Source organism: Vibrio sp. R12-SG2-ISO1 (assembly GCF_059834045.1).
Genome location: NZ_JCBDGO010000015.1, coordinates 237,935 through 253,840 on the forward strand (window position 1 = coordinate 237,935; position 15,906 = coordinate 253,840).

Genomic DNA, 15,906 nt, shown 5'->3' on the forward strand with positions numbered 1-15,906 from the left:
CCATCCAACAGATTAAATGGAGCTCTCATGGCTAAGCACCTGTTTACTTCTGAATCCGTATCAGAAGGCCATCCAGATAAAATTGCAGACCAAATCTCAGATGCGGTTCTCGATGCGATCCTCGAGCAAGATCCAAAAGCTCGCGTAGCGTGTGAAACCTACGTCAAGACCGGTATGGTCATGGTCGGCGGTGAAATCACCACTTCTGCATGGGTAGACATCGAAGAGTTAACACGCCAAACCGTACGTGAAATTGGCTACGTTCACTCTGACATGGGCTTTGACGCGGATTCGTGTGCAGTGCTAAACACCATCGGTAAACAGTCTCCAGACATCAACCAAGGTGTCGACAAAGCGGATCCAAAAGAGCAAGGTGCCGGTGACCAAGGCATCATGTTTGGTTACGCGTGTAACGAAACTGAAGTCCTCATGCCTGCGCCTATCACTTACTCACACCGCCTAGTGCAAAAGCAAGCGGAAGTGCGTAAGAACGGCACGCTGCCATGGTTGCGTCCAGATGCAAAATCTCAGGTTACGTTCCAGTACAACGAGGGTAAGATCGTTGGTATCGATGCGGTCGTACTGTCAACTCAGCACTGTGACTCTATCTCAACGCCGGATCTGCGCGAAGCGGTAATGGAAGAGATCATCAAGCCTGTTCTACCGGCTGAGTGGCTCAACAAAGACACTAACTTCTTCATCAACCCAACCGGTCGTTTTGTTATCGGTGGCCCAATGGGCGACTGTGGTTTGACAGGTCGTAAGATCATCGTTGATACCTACGGCGGCGCAGCGCGTCACGGTGGTGGTGCATTCTCTGGTAAAGATCCATCGAAAGTAGACCGTAGTGCCGCTTACGCAGCACGTTACGTGGCGAAAAACATCGTCGCGGCGGGTATGGCTGATCGCTGTGAAATCCAATTGTCTTACGCAATCGGTGTTGCGGATCCAACGTCTATCATGGTGGAAACGTTCGGTACTGAAAAAGTCTCGCACGACATCATCATTGAGGCGGTACGTCAGTTCTTCGATCTACGCCCATACGGCCTGCAAGAGATGCTGAACCTACTTCAGCCAATCTACAAGAAGACCGCCGCTTACGGCCACTTTGGTCGTGAAGAGTTCCCTTGGGAAGCGACGGATAAAGCCGCAGAACTGCGTGACTTCGCTGGTCTCAAGTAATCACTGAGCCACACTATTTCAGGGCTTTTGGTTCGCCAAAAGCCCTTTCTTTTGCCTGCCATCTAGCCTCCTCGCTCGCTTTGCTCACCCCGACCTCGCATCCCCACCCATCATTGAACAAAATTTAACCTCCCAGGTTGTAATTTACGCCATTGAGGTCAATAGTTAACAATATGTTAAATGAACGCATCCAAGGATGACGTCTTTACGTATAAAACCAGACGTGACTGCCATCCCCTCTGCGCCGAGTAACACGCGCAAAGCTGGTGTTCAGATCACGGCATCAACATGAAACTGAGAGTTCACACCCTTTAACGTCAGCGTCTAGGAGCACATCAGCGAATCGGGTCAGCACTCTCTCGTGTTTGCGAACGGCTTGCGTTTAAAAACGTCTTTTGTTTACAAATACGTAACAACCCCTTTTCTCGGCCACCACTCAAAAGGCAAAGAAGAGGATGAGAATCGAGATTGATCAAGGAGGAGTTATGCCTCGTACGGTTAACCCACATGACTTCAAAGAGCAAAAACATAAGGAAGTCAGCGACCACGAATACGCGCGCACCATACCGTGTAATCAGGTCAGTATCTCTGCCCCATTTCATTGGCTCGCGCTCGGCTTGCACGACTTTGTTCGCATGCCGCTGATTAGCGCTTTCTACGGCTTGTGCTTTATGGCGGCGGCCATCGGCATTGTTCTCCTCGTCCAGTGGCAAGGTACCCACCTTGTGGTGATGCCCAGTCTGGTCGTCTATATGCTCATTGGGCCTTTTTTAGCGCTCGGTTTATATGACGCAAGCTGGGAGCGAGAGCGCGGTCATAAACCGAGTTTGCTTCACTCGATGAAAGCCATCGGACGTAACTCCACTTCACAATGGGCGTTTGCCGTGCTGCTTGCGGTGTGTATGATTTTTTGGATGCGTATCGCGGCGCTGCTGCACGCACTCTACCCGTCGGTACAAGGGGCGCCGTTGAGCGACTTTCTCCCCTTCTTGATCATCGGCTCCTTAGTGGGCTTAGTGCTGGCGTGTGTTGTGTTCAGTATCTCAGCGTTCGCCATTCCGCTGATGATGGAGCGACGCGTGGATATGATGACCGGCGTATTCAGTAGCTTTAACGCCGTCAAATCCAATATTGGTGCCATGATCGTCTGGGCTGCGATCATTTGTGGCGGGATCTTAATTGGCTTTGCCACTTATGGTATCGGGATGCTCTTTACGATGCCGATACTCGGCTACGCCACTTGGCACGCGTATCATGAGGTGATTAAGAAACGCCATCACCCTTAACATGTGGCCGATTTGAGGTATAGTGAACGCCCCGAGCTCTCTCGGGGCGTTTTTTATCCTGTATCTCTGCCAGCGAAGATGAGTCACCTGTGGATCTGACCCTCACCTATTCAACTCAGCGAGTGATCGCGCAATGCATCGAGCAAGCCCGCCAAGCGTTCGGCCGGCCGTTTCCTATGCCAACGCTCTCGTTTAAGCTGCGCGGCAAAGCGGCAGGAAAAGCGTACCTGCAACTCAATGAAATCCGCCTCAATCCGGTGCTGTTTGCGGAGAATCAAGCGGCGTTTCTCCAAGAAGTGATCCCCCATGAAGTGGCCCACCTTGTCACCTATCAAGTCTATGGTCGCGTTCGCCCGCACGGCAAAGAGTGGCAAGGGGTCATGGAATCAGTGTTCGGTGTCAAAGCCAACACCACCCACAGCTTTGCTGTCAACTCTGTTCAAGGTAAAACCTTTGAATACCACTGTGCGTGTCGTGACTACCCGCTCTCTATTCGACGCCACAATAAAGTGCAGCGCAACCAAGCAAGCTATCGCTGCCAACAGTGTCAGCAGACACTGGTATTTTCTGGCAAACAGTTGTCGTAATCACCCGCACTCCATCCCTGCCAGCTATCTATCACCACTAAAACACACCCTATGGCGCGATCTCGTTCAGCGTAACAAATAACATCATCACTAAAATACTACCTTTTTGCGTGCTAGACTGTGAAAAATAATACTCTTTTCATGCTTTAACGCTCACTCAGGTTTCATTATGTCTCGACTGCCCTTTTGGTTTACTGTGATGAGTTCGCTGACGCTCTCTTCTGCTTTCTCTTTCGCGCACGCAGCGCCGCCGTCCTCTTTTTCCAAAGCAAAGAAGGAAGCGGTCAAGATCTACGCCGATCACCCCACCAGCTTTTACTGTGGCTGTAATATTGAGTGGCAAGGGCGCAAAGGCACGCCGGATCTTAACTCATGCGGCTATCAGGTGCGTAAGCAAGAGCGCCGAGCCTCTCGCATTGAGTGGGAGCATGTGGTGCCTGCTTGGCAATTTGGTCATCAGCGCCAATGCTGGCAACAAGGTGGGCGTAAATACTGCACGAAAAACGATCAGCAATTTCGCTCAATGGAAGCCGATTTGCATAACCTGACCCCAGCGATTGGTGAGGTCAACGGCGATCGTTCAAATTACAACTTTAGCCAGTGGAATGGGGTTCAAGGGGTGAGCTATGGGCGCTGTGAGATGCAGGTCAACTTCAAACAGCGTGAAGTGATGCCACCCGATCGAGCCCGTGGCTCCATTGCTCGCACCTATCTCTACATGAGTAAAGAGTACGGATTTAAACTCTCAAACAAGCAAACCAAGCTAATGAATGCATGGAATAAAACCTACCCCGCCGACGCCTGGGAGTGTGAACGTGACAAACGCATCGCTAAAGTGCAAGGCAATCACAACCCGTTTGTGGTTGAGGCATGCCAAGCAACCCCATAACCACCTAGCTCTGGGAACTAGAAACTAAGAACTAGGCACTCGACTTCTCAGCACGCTTTATCTCACGCTAGCCCCTTGTTTTTTCGCTCAAAGGCATCCATGTTAGTGGGATAACTTTTGGATTTGCAGGAAACCAACGCAATGCGCATGCCACGACTCTATCACCCAGAGACCATCCACCAGCTTGGGCCTCTCGCCCTCAGTGACGATGCCGCCGGCCACGTCGGCCGAGTGCTGCGCATGAAAGAGGGTCAACAGGTGCTGTTGTTTGATGGCAGCGGCGCACAATTCCCTGCCACCATTACCGCTGTAGGAAAGAAAAACGTCGACGTCGAGGTATTAGAGCGCGTTGAGCAAAGCTGCGAGTCACCGCTGGATCTGCACTTAGGTCAAGTGATCTCACGCGGAGATAAAATGGAGTTCACGATTCAAAAATCCGTGGAGCTTGGCGTCAATACCATTACGCCCCTTATCTCTGAGCGCTGTGGCGTCAAACTCGACCCCAAACGTTTTGAGAAAAAGCTCGCTCAATGGCAAAAAATTGCTATCAGCGCCTGTGAACAGTGCGGCCGGAATACCGTTCCTACCATTCGCCCGATTATGTCGCTCGAAGCGTGGTGCCAAGAGCAATTCGATGGCTTGAAGCTCAATTTGCATCCGCGCGCCAAATACTCAATCAACACGCTACCGACTCCGGTAGAAAAAGTGCGTTTGTTGATTGGCCCTGAAGGCGGCCTTTCTAGCGATGAAATCGATATGACGCAGCAATACCAATTTGAAGAGACGCTGCTCGGTCCTCGCGTGCTACGTACCGAAACCGCAGCCCTTACCGCTATTACCGCCCTACAAGTTCGCTTTGGCGATCTTGGCTAAACGGAGAACACTATCCATGATCAAACTCGGCATCGTGATGGACCCGATCTCGTCCATCAACATCAAAAAAGACTCTAGCTTTGCCATGATGCTGGAAGCGCAGCGCCGCGGCTACGAAATTCACTACATGGAGATGAAGGATCTTCACCTAGAACAGGGCGTCGCGATTGCGGACACCAAAGTGGTGGAGCTAAAAGAAGATCCAAGCGGCTGGTATCAGTTTAAGTCTGAGCAGACCATTGAGCTGTCAGAGCTTGATGCGGTATTGATGCGTAAAGATCCCCCATTTGATACCGAATACATCTACGCGACATACATCCTTGAGCGCGCCGAAGAAAAAGGCACCTTGATCGTCAACAAGCCGCAAAGCTTGCGCGACTGCAATGAAAAACTGTTTACCGCGTGGTTCCCAGAGCTAACGCCAACCACTTTAGTGACTCGCAGCGCAGACAAGATCAAAGCCTTCCGTGAGCAACATGGCGACGTGATTTTAAAACCATTGGATGGCATGGGCGGCGCGTCGATCTTCCGTGTAAAAGAGAACGATCCTAACGTTTCCGTGATCATCGAAACCTTGACCAACCATGGTCAACACTACGCGATGGCGCAAACTTTCGTCCCAGATATCAGCAATGGTGACAAGCGTATTTTGGTGGTGGATGGCGAACCGATGCCCTACTGCTTAGCGCGTATTCCAGCCAAAGGAGAGACTCGCGGTAACCTAGCTGCAGGCGGACGTGGCGAAGCAAGGCCACTGAGTGAGACAGATAAACAGATCGCTCTCGCTGTAGCGCCTACACTTAAAGAAAAGGGGCTCATTTTTGTTGGCCTTGACGTCATCGGCGACAAACTGACTGAGATTAACGTTACCAGCCCAACGTGTATTCGTGAAATCGAAGCCGCATTTGATATCTCCATTACCGGCAAGCTGATGGATGCGATTGAACGTCGCATTGAGCAGAAATAATCTATCGGTGATGGGATAACCCAGCTCTTGATCGGCATTCGCGCTGTGGGTGCCGCTCAATTTAAGGTGGAGTCATGATGAATTTAACCAACCATTTTCTCGTTGCCATGCCGGGGATGAAAGATCCCTACTTTAAGCGCAGTGTCATCTATGTGTGTGAACACAACGAAGAGGGCGCTATGGGTCTCATGATCAATGCGCCTATTGATATCACCATTGGAAAAATGCTCGAACGCGTCGATGTGCAGCCCGTTCATCCGCAGCTCAACACAGACAGTCTGGAAAAGCCGGTCCTTAATGGCGGGCCAGTGTCTGAAGACCGAGGTTTTATTCTCCATCGCCCTAAAGACACGTATGAATCCAGCATTCAGATGACCAGTGAAATCAGTGTCACCACCTCAAAAGACATTTTGAGTGTGCTCGGCACCGAAGCAGAGCCCAATCGCTACTTGGTCGCACTGGGGTATTCCGGTTGGGAGGCGGGTCAGCTGGAGTCGGAGCTCTCAGAGAATTCATGGCTCACCATTGAAGCCGACCCGTCGGTCATCTTTGATACCCCGATTGCCGATCGCTGGCAAAAAGCGGTGCAGATGCTCGGCATTGACGTCGCACAGCTGTCCAACGACGTTGGCCATGCCTGACCATTCCGTGTTGCGCTAAAACGATAAGCGGCGATAACCCCTCGCCGCTGATTCACTCTAATTTCACGAATCTAATTTCACTAAGCAGAACCCTTATGTCTAAAACCATCATGGCCTTCGACTACGGCACCAAAAGCATTGGCAGCGCCATTGGCCAAGAAATTACTGGCACCGCCTCACCGCTCAAAGCGTTTAAAGCCAAAGACGGCATTCCCAATTGGGATGAGATAGAAAAGCAGATTGCTGAGTGGCAACCGAATCTGTTGGTGGTAGGACTACCCACAGACCTGCACGGCAAAGATCTCGAAAGCATCACGCCGCGAGCCAAAAAATTCGCCAACCGCCTACATGGCCGATTTGGCCTACCGGTAGAGCTGCACGATGAACGCCTCTCGACCACCGAAGCCCGTTCCGAGCTGTTCTCGATGGGCGGCTACAAAGCGCTCACCAAAGGCAACGTTGATTGCCAATCCGCCGTGATCATTCTAGAAAGCTGGTTTGAAGCCCAATACCAATAACCCTAATTCCTAAAGCGAGTTCTATCAAATTCCCTCCTTCTAGGAACTAGGAACTCGCCACTCTAATCCATATCAATCTTAACGTTATCCAACGCCCCACCGCCAAAGCCTTGTTGGCGATTGGTTTTCAGCATGATACGCAAATCATTGGCAGAATCAGCACTGTGCAAGGCATCCTCTTCGTTGATCTTGTCTTCCACCACCAGTTGATACAGTGCTTGGTCAAAGGTCTGCATACCCACTTGGTTGGATTTGGCCATGGTACTTTTCAGCTCATGCAAATCGCCGCGACGAATCAGATCCGAGACACGTGGGCTGTTGAGTAGAATTTCAAACACGCCGTGACGTCCTTGGCCGTTTTTATCGCGAATCAACTGCTGAGCGATCACGCCGCGCAGGTTCATCGACAGGTCAAACAAGAACTGCTCTTTTTGCTCTTTCGGCACCAGATGTAAGATCCGCTCTAACGCTTGGTTGGCGTTGTTGGCGTGCAGTGTGGCCATACACAAATGGCCCGTTTCAGCGAAGGTCATGGCGTACTCCATCGTCTCACGACTGCGGATCTCACCAATCAAAATCATATCCGGTGCTTGGCGCAATGAGTTTTTCAGCGCCACCTCGTAGCTCTCGGTATCTAGCCCCACTTCGCGCTGAGTCACGATGCAGCGCTGGTGTTCATGAACAAACTCTATCGGGTCTTCGACCGTCAAAATGTGCCCGCTGCGATGCTGGTTGCGATAACCCGTCATCGCGGCCATCGTGGTCGATTTACCCGAGCCCGTCGCGCCCACCACCAGCACCAAGCCCCGTTTCGCAATCGCCAGGTCTTGCAGCACCTCGGGCAGCTTTAACTGCTCAAACGTTGGGATTTTGGTTTCAATGCGACGAATGACCGCGCCGGGTAACTCGCGCTGGTGAAACGCCGAGACACGAAAGCGCCCCACCTCTCGCACAATGGCGAAATTGGCTTCGTGCGTCTCGGCAAACTCCGCTTGGCGTTTTTCATCCATCATGCCGACCAAGAGCGCATCCACATCAGGTTGAGTCAGCGTTTCACCGTGCGCTTTAAGCTGACCATCGACGCGATACAACAACGGCGCGCCTACCGTGATATAGAGATCCGACGCTTTTCGCGCCACCATCTCTTCTAAACAGGCTGTAATGTCCATCCGTCACCTCTTAAAATGGCGTGCTTTGCACTTCAATTTTCTTCGCCACTTCGTCGGCATCCACCAAGCCTTGCATGATCAACTGCTTGGCATTTTGTTCCATGGTTTGCATGCCGTGCGCCGCGCCCGTTTGAATAACTGAGTACATCTGCGCCACTTTATCTTCGCGGATAAGGTTACGAACCGCCGGCGTCGCCATCATGATTTCATGACACGCCACCCGTCCCCCGCCAAGGCGCTTGAGCAGTTTTTGGGCGATAACGCTGCGCAAGGATTCAGACAGCATAGATCGCACCATGTCTTTGTCGCTTCCCGGAAACACATCAATAATCCGGTCAATGGTTTTCGCGGCGCTACTGGTGTGCAGCGTACCAAACACCAGGTGACCGGTTTCTGCAGCGGTGAGAGCAAGGCTGATTGTCTCTTGGTCACGCAGCTCACCAACCAAAATCACATCCGGGTCTTCACGTAACGCACTGCGCAACGCGTTGTTGAAGCTGTGGGTATCACGGTGCACTTCACGTTGGTTAATCAAACACTTATTGTTGCTGTGCACAAATTCAATCGGATCTTCAATGGTGAGGATATGCTTATTGTGATGGCGATTAATGTGATCCACCATGGCAGCTAATGTGGTGGATTTACCCGAGCCAGTGGGCCCAGTCACTAGCACTAAGCCTTTTTCCATATTGGCAATGTCGGAGAAAATCTTTGGCGCCTCTAACTGTTCTAGGCTTGGGATCTCAGTCGGGATAGTACGAAAGACCGCCGCACAGCCACGGCTTTGATTGAAGGCGTTGACCCTAAAACGGCCAACATCGGAGAGTTCAAAGGAGAAATCGACCTCAAGGCGCTCTTCAAATTCGCTGCGCTGAGCATCATTCATGATGTCGAACACTAAGCGATGCACCTCAGAGTGCGACAAAGCAGGAACGCCCAGCTTTCTGACATCACCATCAATACGAATCATTGGAGAAACCCCAGCAGAAAGATGTAGATCTGAGGCATTATGCTTTACACTAAAATCCAGTAACTCAGCGATATCCATTTCAATTCCTTAATAAAGTTAGCTATGAGTAGTATTCAACAAAACATCGAACAGATCACCTCACAGATTGATGCGTCCTTACAAAAGTGTGGACGCCCTCGAGACTCAGTGCAACTTCTCGCGGTAAGTAAAACCAAACCTGTTGCCGATATTTTTGCAGCAGCGCAGGTTGGGCAACGTGCGTTTGGCGAAAATTACGTCCAAGAAGGGGCGGATAAAGTCGATTACTTTCGCCAAAATCACCCAGAGTTAGCGTTGGAGTGGCACTTCATCGGCCCGATTCAATCGAACAAAACCCGTATCGTGGCGGAGAATTTCGCCTGGGTACATACTGTTGACCGCGCCAAAATAGCGCAGCGCCTTAATGACCAGCGACCAGCAGGCCTAGCGCCGCTGCAAGTGCTCATTCAAGTCAACACCAGTGGCGAAGCCTCAAAATCCGGCGCCAGTCGCGAAGAAATCTTCGCACTCGCAGAGTTGATTTCTACGCTGCCCAACCTCACTTTAAGAGGATTGATGTCCATTCCGGCCAGTACACCCGATTACGCGGCTCAGCTAGGTGCTTTCACTAAACTGGCTGAGTTGCAGAGGTCGTTGGCGCAACGTTTGCCCGACGTCACCTTAGATACATTATCGATGGGCATGAGCGGGGATATGGACGCCGCAATTGAAGCAGGCAGCACTATGGTGCGTATCGGTAGCGCGATTTTTGGCGCCCGTAGTTAAGCGCCATCCCCAACTATTACGGGCCGACACTTGGGCCAAATAACACAGATAAGGATTCACTCCGCCATGGAACAGAAGAAGATTGCCTTTATTGGCGCAGGAAATATGGTTCGCGCTATCGTTGCTGGTCTTGTCGCCGATGGTTACCCAGCCTCACTGATTACCGCGACGGCGCCGTCAACCACGCGCCGCTTGCCACTGGAAGAGGCCTATGGCATTCACACCACCAGCGACAATATTCAAGCAGCGAACGATGCGGATGTGGTGGTTCTTTCAGTCAAGCCACAAATGATGGAAGCGGTCTGCCAGCCACTGCAGGGCATCAACTTTTCCAACAAACTGGTCATTTCTATTGCCGCAGGCATTCATTGCCAACGCCTACAAGAGATGCTCGCCACAAAGGCGCCACTGGTGCGTGTTATGCCAAACACACCATCGCAACTCGGCAAAGGGATGAGCGGTCTCTACGCGCCAGAGAGCGTCAGTGATAGCGACAAAGCCTTTGCTGAGCAGCTGATGAGCGCAGTGGGCCGCTGCTGCTGGGTAGAGCAAGAGTCCGGCATCAACAACATCATTGCCGCCGCAGGCAGCGCGCCGGCATACTTCTTCCTATTTATGGAAGCGATGCAGCAAGAGGCGATGGCTCAAGGATTTGACAAAGAGACCGCCAGATTGCTCGTCCAGCAATCGGCATTGGGCGCGGCTGAGATGGTGGTCGCCAACCCAGATATTGAACTGTCGACACTGCGCGAGCAGGTGACCTCCAAAGGGGGTACTACCGCAGAAGCGCTGCGTACATTCAACGAACACCAACTTTCCGCTATAGTAGCCAAAGCAATGCAAGCTGCGGTCAGCCGTGCGCAAGAGATGGAAACACTGTTTTAAAGTTCTGTTTTAACAGCCCGACCCTTGGGTCGACGAAGTAAGGTTACCCTATGAATTCAATGAGTTTTTTGATTTCCACACTGTTCGACCTCTACATTATGGTCGTCATTTTGCGGATCTGGTTACAAGCGGCGCGCGCCGATTTCTATAACCCCTTCTCGCAATTTATCGTTAAAGCGACACAACCGGTCGTTGCGCCGCTGCGCCGCGTGATCCCATCGGTAGGCAGCATTGATCTCGCCACCGTGCTATTTGCTTACGTGTTGTGCGTCTTGAAGTTTGTCGCCTTGATTTTGATTGCCTCAGGCGGCTCAGTCACCTTCAGTGCCGACTTCCTGTTCCTTGGCTTGCTCTCTTTGCTCAAAGCCGCGGGCAGCTTACTGTTCTGGGTTCTCCTGATCCGCGCGATTTTGAGCTGGGTCAGCCAAGGCCGCAGCCCAATTGAGTACGTGTTCCATCAGTTGACTGAACCTATGTTGGCGCCGATTCGCCGCATTCTTCCAGCCATGGGCGGCTTTGATTTGAGCGTACTGGTGCTGTTTATCGTGTTGCAGTTTGCTAACTTTCTGATGGGCGACATCATTGGCCCCATTTGGTATCAGCTCTAATGGCACTCGCGGCTTGGCTAGAGGGCAGCGATCTGGTGTTGCGCCTCTATATCCAACCTAAAGCGAGCCGCGATAGTCTCGTTGGGCTGCATGGTGATGAATTAAAAGTCGCCATTACCGCCCCTCCTGTAGACGGTAAAGCCAATGCGCATCTCACCAAATATCTTGCCAAGCAATGCAAAGTGGCCAAGGGCATGGTGGCGATAGAAAAAGGCGAATTGGGCCGCCACAAACAAGTGCGCATCGCCGATGCCAAGCAGATACCGCCAGTTATCCAAGCCATCCTCTAGGGTGGCTTACTTTTACGCTCAAGCCTCATGCTGTCTAGTCATGTAAGGAGATTATGTCTACCAGGCATGAAAAACAATCATTGAAAGGAATGCTCATGAAAGCTCGCTTTTGCCTATTTCTACTCGCTCTGCTGTCACTCCCTAGCGCCGCCGAGCAGTTCAAAACCATCAAAGACATCGAAGTGCACTACTCCGCCTTCAATTCGACCTTTTTGACCCCAGCGGTAGCACGCAGCTACCAGCTCAAACGCAACGGCTACTCGGCTATCCTCAATATCAGTGCGCTCGACAACTCAGCTGCCGGCAAACCTGCTATCAAGGCAGTGGTCAGCGGTCAGGCCAAAAACCTGATTGGCCAAAGCAAAACATTGGCGTTCCGCGAAATAGTAGAAGGCGAAGCGATTTACTATATCGCCGAGTTTCCAATCAGCAATGAAGAAACCTTGTCGTTCACGATTGATGTTAATGCTGGCATTAAAGGCACAGGACCAGTAAAGTTCAGCCAAAAATTTTATGTCGAAGAGTAAGACGATAGAGAGAGCGAGAGAAGTATGAAGAAAATCGTATTAGCCACGGGCAATCAAGGTAAAGTCCGCGAAATGGCGGATCTGTTGTCTGAATTTGGCTTTGATGTGGTCGCACAAAGTGACTATGCGGTATCAGAAGTGGCCGAGACAGGCACCACCTTTATCGAAAACGCCATCATCAAGGCGCGCCACGCCGCGAAAGAGACGGGGCTGGCCGCCATTGCCGATGACTCTGGCCTTGAAGTCGATTACCTACAAGGCGCGCCGGGCATTTATTCTGCGCGTTATGCCGGAGAAGGTGCCAGCGATCAGCAGAACTTAGAAAAGCTGCTCGCGGCGATGGAGAATGTCCCAGAAGCGCAGCGCACGGCGCGCTTTCATTGTGTTTTGGTCTTGATGCGTCATCACCAAGATCCTACTCCGATCGTCTGTCATGGCGTGTGGGAAGGGCGCATTTTGACTGAGCCTCAAGGTGAACATGGCTTTGGCTACGATCCGATTTTCTTTGTTCCAGAAGATCAGTGCGCCAGCGCACAGCTTGAACCCGCACGCAAAAAGCAGCTATCGCACCGAGGTAAAGCGCTCAAGCAGCTCTTTGCTCAGCTATCACAACAGCCGCTGTAACCGCTCATGTCCACGTTCATCACCAAGCTGACGCCTCCGAATCTCAGTCTCTATGTCCACATCCCTTGGTGTGTACAAAAGTGCCCGTACTGCGATTTTAACTCCCATGCACTCAAGGATACGATTCCTGAAGCGCAATACATTGATGCCCTGCTTGAGGATCTCGACAGCGATATTGAGCGCTACCAGCTCAATGCCAATCCGCGGCCCCTGCACTCGATTTTCATCGGTGGCGGCACGCCAAGCTTGATTTCGCCTCAGGGCATTGAGCGCCTGCTCTCTGGTATTCGTACGCGCATTGCGTTTAAAGATGACATTGAAATCACCATGGAAGCCAACCCTGGCACGATAGAGGCTGAGCGCTTTGGCGGATACCAAGTTGCAGGAGTGACCCGCATCTCGATTGGCGTGCAAAGTTTTGCGGCAGAGAAACTCCAGCGATTGGGCCGCATTCACGGCGAGCAAGAAGCCGTCAACGCAGCGAAACTTGCGCATACCATAGGTTTAAACAGCTTTAATCTCGATTTGATGCACGGCTTGCCGGATCAGTCAGTTCAAGAGGCGTTGTCCGATCTTGAACAAGCCATCGAACTCAATCCTCCGCACCTCTCTTGGTATCAGCTGACGATTGAGCCCAACACCCTATTCTACTCCAAACCACCCGTACTACCGGATGACGATGCGCTGTGGGATATTTTCGAGCTGGGCCATCAAAAGCTCACTCAAGCAGGCTACGTGCAGTATGAAATCTCTGGCTACAGTAAGCCGGGCTATCAGTGTCAGCACAACCTCAACTACTGGCGCTTTGGCGATTACCTAGGCATTGGTTGTGGCAGCGCCGGGAAGATAAGCTTTGCCGATGGTCGTATTGTGCGGACCACGAAAATCAAACACCCCAAAGGGTACTTGGCGGCGTATCAGAACCTCACCAAGCCCTACCTATCTGATGAGCATCAAGTCGAGCATAAAGAGCGCCCTTTTGAGTTCTTTATGAACCGTTTTCGCTTGCTTGAAGCGTGTCCGAAGCAAGACTTCATCGACACCACTGGCTTAGCGCTGGACGTGATCGCGCCAAGCATGAACTGGGCGGTTGAAAAAGGCTATATCGATGAGAGCGTAACAAGTTGGCAAGTCACCGAGAAAGGCAAATTGTTTCTCAATGACCTGCTCGCAGCGTTTATGGATGAGAGTGAATAAGGGCGCGCGACAGGCCAACCTGCGCCCTAATAAGCACCAGAGAAAGCAAGCACTAAAAAATAGAGCGCCCGATACGCTGAGAAAACAGCTCAAGGGCGCGAGTGCCCGCTAATGAGTTGCCAGAGGCGTCCAGTTCTGGTGACCACACTGCGATGGTCATCTCACCAGGAATCACCGCGACAATGCCACCGCCGACCCCCGATTTACCCGGCATCCCCACTCTATAGGCAAACTCGCCCGCACCATCATATAAACCACACGTCGCCAGTAGCGCATTGAGCTGCTTGGTTTGTGTCGGCGTGATAACCGGCTTTTGTGTTTGCACCGAGGTGCCTTTGTTGGCGAGGTAACTGAAGGTTTTCGCCAAGTCGACGCAACTCATTTTCAACGCACAAGCGTGAAAATAGTTGTTCAGCACCGGGATGACCTCGTTTTCAAAGTTGCCAAATGAGCGCATCAAATATGCGATCGCCGCATTGCGGTCACTGTGCATCATCTCTGATGCGGCCACCACTTTGTCATAGCAAATATGAGTATCACCGGATAACTGACGCACAAACTCCAGCAGCCTCTGCCTAGGCGCTGAAAGGCGCGAACTGAGCAGATCCGCCACCACAATAGCGCCAGCGTTAATAAACGGGTTACGTGGAATGCCCTGCTCCATTTCAAGCTGAATCAAAGAGTTGAATGCCTGACCAGACGGCTCTTTCCCCACACGGCGCCAGATCTCTTCTGGCTGATAGAGACACATGGCTAACGTTAAGCTGAGCGCTTTCGAAATCGATTGAATCGAAAAGGGCTCATCGACATCCCCCGCTTTAAACACCTCACCTTGGTTAGTGAAAACGGCCATGCCCAGTTTGTCTGCAGGCACTCTCGCCAGCGCGGGAATGTAGTTAGCGACCTTGCCCTTGCCAATCAGTGGGCGCACCTCATCGAGAATGCTCGCTAGCATGTCATTGGTCGGTGTCATTGCAAAACCTCAATCAGTTCAACGAAAAAAGCCAACATGAATCATGTCGGCTTTTGTGACTCTACGTGGCGCTTAGATTAGCCAACGCGCTTATATTTGATGTCCCAAACGCCGTGGCCTAAACGATGGCCTCGGGCTTCAAATTTGGTGAGGGGACGCTCGTCAGGACGAGGAACAAAATCGCCCTCTGTGGCGATATTCTCATAGCCCGGCGCTTGATTCATCACCTCAATCATGTGCTGCGCGTAGTTTTCCCAATCTGTCGCCATATGGAAGATGCCTTCGCCTTCAATTAGCTTTTTGCGCACCATCTCAGCAAACTCAAGCTGAACGATACGGCGCTTATGGTGACGCTTCTTATGCCATGGGTCTGGGAAAAAGAGTTGCAACGTCGCCAGACTGCTGTCTGGGATCATGTGCTCAAACACTTCAACCGCATCATGACACATGACGCGAAGGTTGCTGATGCCTGCGTCACGCGCATCCGATAGACACGCACCCACACCTGGGCTGTGTACTTCAATACCGATAAAGTTCTTTTCAGGGGCATTCTTGGCCATTTCGACCAAAGAGGCGCCCATGCCAAAACCAATTTCTAGCACGACAGGGTTATCATTGCCGAACACCTCACGCCAATTGAGTCGCTCCGCTTTGTAATCGATGCCCATGGTCGGCCAGCACTCTTTCATCGCATTCTCTTGACCTTTGGTCAAACGACCTTCGCGACGAACAAAGCTTCTTACTTTGCGTATCAGTTTACCGTCTTCGTTGTACTCGTTGGTGGTCACTTCACTCATGATTCTGCCTGTCTAAAAATTGGTCTCGCCTCAAAGGGATTGTGATTATCCAAAGAATCGCCACTGGTGCAAGTGTTTTACGCGCACAAAGCGACAATTGCTCAAGCGCCTCAACACAA

At 51.6% G+C, this 15,906-nt stretch carries 19 protein-coding genes; 15 read left to right on the plus strand and 4 right to left on the minus strand.

Annotation, left to right across the window (positions count from 1 at the left end):
• Nucleotides 1–27 precede the first annotated feature (27 nt).
• From metK to ruvX, 8 genes are all read left to right on the plus strand, one after another.
• Nucleotides 28–1,182 carry a methionine adenosyltransferase gene (metK, locus tag AC6R10_RS11535; protein WP_334553521.1) on the plus strand — a complete coding sequence of 385 codons (1,155 nt, stop codon included), beginning with the start codon at nt 28–30 and terminating at the stop codon, nt 1,180–1,182.
• A gap of 485 nt (nt 1,183–1,667) precedes the next feature.
• Nucleotides 1,668–2,468 (plus strand): DUF2189 domain-containing protein, encoded by an 801-nt coding sequence (locus AC6R10_RS11540; RefSeq protein ID WP_334568345.1) that lies wholly within the window; start codon nt 1,668–1,670, stop codon nt 2,466–2,468.
• Between the two features lie 89 nt (nt 2,469–2,557).
• Nucleotides 2,558–3,055: a SprT family zinc-dependent metalloprotease gene (locus AC6R10_RS11545; protein ID WP_500672304.1), complete on the plus strand. Its 498-nt coding sequence runs from the start codon at nt 2,558–2,560 to the stop codon at nt 3,053–3,055.
• Between the two features lie 199 nt (nt 3,056–3,254).
• Entirely contained in the window at nt 3,255–3,944 is a 690-nt protein-coding gene (locus AC6R10_RS11550; RefSeq protein ID WP_500672331.1) for an endonuclease, read from the plus strand.
• A 141-nt stretch (nt 3,945–4,085) separates the two neighbouring features.
• A complete protein-coding gene (gene rsmE / locus AC6R10_RS11555; protein ID WP_334553516.1) occupies nt 4,086–4,817 on the plus strand; it encodes a 16S rRNA (uracil(1498)-N(3))-methyltransferase in 732 nt (243 codons plus the stop codon).
• A 16-nt stretch (nt 4,818–4,833) separates the two neighbouring features.
• On the plus strand, nt 4,834–5,784 hold the full coding sequence (gene gshB, locus AC6R10_RS11560) for a glutathione synthase (protein ID WP_487903653.1): 951 nt from the start codon (nt 4,834–4,836) through the stop codon (nt 5,782–5,784).
• A 77-nt stretch (nt 5,785–5,861) separates the two neighbouring features.
• Complete coding sequence (locus AC6R10_RS11565; RefSeq protein WP_334554101.1) at nt 5,862–6,425, plus strand: YqgE/AlgH family protein; 564 nt, start codon at nt 5,862–5,864, stop codon at nt 6,423–6,425.
• A gap of 95 nt (nt 6,426–6,520) precedes the next feature.
• Nucleotides 6,521–6,943, plus strand: a complete 423-nt coding sequence (gene ruvX / locus AC6R10_RS11570) for a Holliday junction resolvase RuvX (RefSeq protein ID WP_500672305.1) — start codon at nt 6,521–6,523, stop codon at nt 6,941–6,943.
• Between the two features lie 62 nt (nt 6,944–7,005).
• Here ruvX and AC6R10_RS11575 read toward each other — a convergent pair whose 3' ends face one another.
• On the minus strand, nt 7,006–8,112 hold the full coding sequence (locus tag AC6R10_RS11575) for a PilT/PilU family type 4a pilus ATPase (RefSeq protein ID WP_500672306.1): 1,107 nt from the start codon (nt 8,110–8,112) through the stop codon (nt 7,006–7,008).
• Between the two features lie 10 nt (nt 8,113–8,122).
• Entirely contained in the window at nt 8,123–9,160 is a 1,038-nt protein-coding gene (locus AC6R10_RS11580; RefSeq protein WP_500672307.1) for a type IV pilus twitching motility protein PilT, read from the minus strand.
• A gap of 24 nt (nt 9,161–9,184) precedes the next feature.
• On the opposite strand from AC6R10_RS11580, the gene AC6R10_RS11585 reads away from it, so the two are divergent.
• The 7 genes from AC6R10_RS11585 to hemW all read left to right on the plus strand — a co-directional run bounded on the left by AC6R10_RS11585 (nt 9,185) and on the right by hemW (nt 14,017).
• Complete coding sequence (locus tag AC6R10_RS11585) at nt 9,185–9,886, plus strand: YggS family pyridoxal phosphate-dependent enzyme (RefSeq protein ID WP_500672308.1); 702 nt, start codon at nt 9,185–9,187, stop codon at nt 9,884–9,886.
• A gap of 66 nt (nt 9,887–9,952) precedes the next feature.
• The gene (gene proC / locus AC6R10_RS11590) at nt 9,953–10,771 is read left to right on the plus strand and encodes a pyrroline-5-carboxylate reductase (RefSeq protein ID WP_500672309.1); all 819 of its coding nucleotides are present in this window, start codon (nt 9,953–9,955) and stop codon (nt 10,769–10,771) included.
• Between the two features lie 50 nt (nt 10,772–10,821).
• Nucleotides 10,822–11,379, plus strand: a complete 558-nt coding sequence (locus tag AC6R10_RS11595) for a YggT family protein (protein ID WP_334568339.1) — start codon at nt 10,822–10,824, stop codon at nt 11,377–11,379.
• Nucleotides 11,379–11,669: a DUF167 family protein YggU gene (gene yggU, locus AC6R10_RS11600; RefSeq protein WP_500637062.1), complete on the plus strand. Its 291-nt coding sequence runs from the start codon at nt 11,379–11,381 to the stop codon at nt 11,667–11,669. The genes AC6R10_RS11595 and yggU overlap by 1 nt, the downstream gene beginning before the upstream one ends.
• A 95-nt stretch (nt 11,670–11,764) precedes the next feature.
• Nucleotides 11,765–12,196: a DUF4426 domain-containing protein gene (locus AC6R10_RS11605; protein WP_500672310.1), complete on the plus strand. Its 432-nt coding sequence runs from the start codon at nt 11,765–11,767 to the stop codon at nt 12,194–12,196.
• A gap of 24 nt (nt 12,197–12,220) precedes the next feature.
• Nucleotides 12,221–12,820, plus strand: coding sequence for an XTP/dITP diphosphatase (locus AC6R10_RS11610; RefSeq protein ID WP_334568337.1), 600 nt, complete (start codon nt 12,221–12,223; stop codon nt 12,818–12,820).
• Nucleotides 12,821–12,826: 6 nt separating this feature from the next.
• Nucleotides 12,827–14,017: a radical SAM family heme chaperone HemW gene (gene hemW, locus AC6R10_RS11615; RefSeq protein WP_500672311.1), complete on the plus strand. Its 1,191-nt coding sequence runs from the start codon at nt 12,827–12,829 to the stop codon at nt 14,015–14,017.
• A gap of 52 nt (nt 14,018–14,069) precedes the next feature.
• On the opposite strand, the gene glsB is transcribed toward hemW, so the two are convergent.
• Both glsB and trmB read right to left on the minus strand, forming a co-directional pair.
• A complete protein-coding gene (gene glsB / locus AC6R10_RS11620; RefSeq protein ID WP_334568335.1) occupies nt 14,070–14,990 on the minus strand; it encodes a glutaminase B in 921 nt (306 codons plus the stop codon).
• A 77-nt stretch (nt 14,991–15,067) separates the two neighbouring features.
• Nucleotides 15,068–15,787, minus strand: coding sequence for a tRNA (guanosine(46)-N7)-methyltransferase TrmB (trmB, locus tag AC6R10_RS11625; protein ID WP_334568334.1), 720 nt, complete (start codon nt 15,785–15,787; stop codon nt 15,068–15,070).
• Nucleotides 15,788–15,906 lie beyond the last annotated feature (119 nt).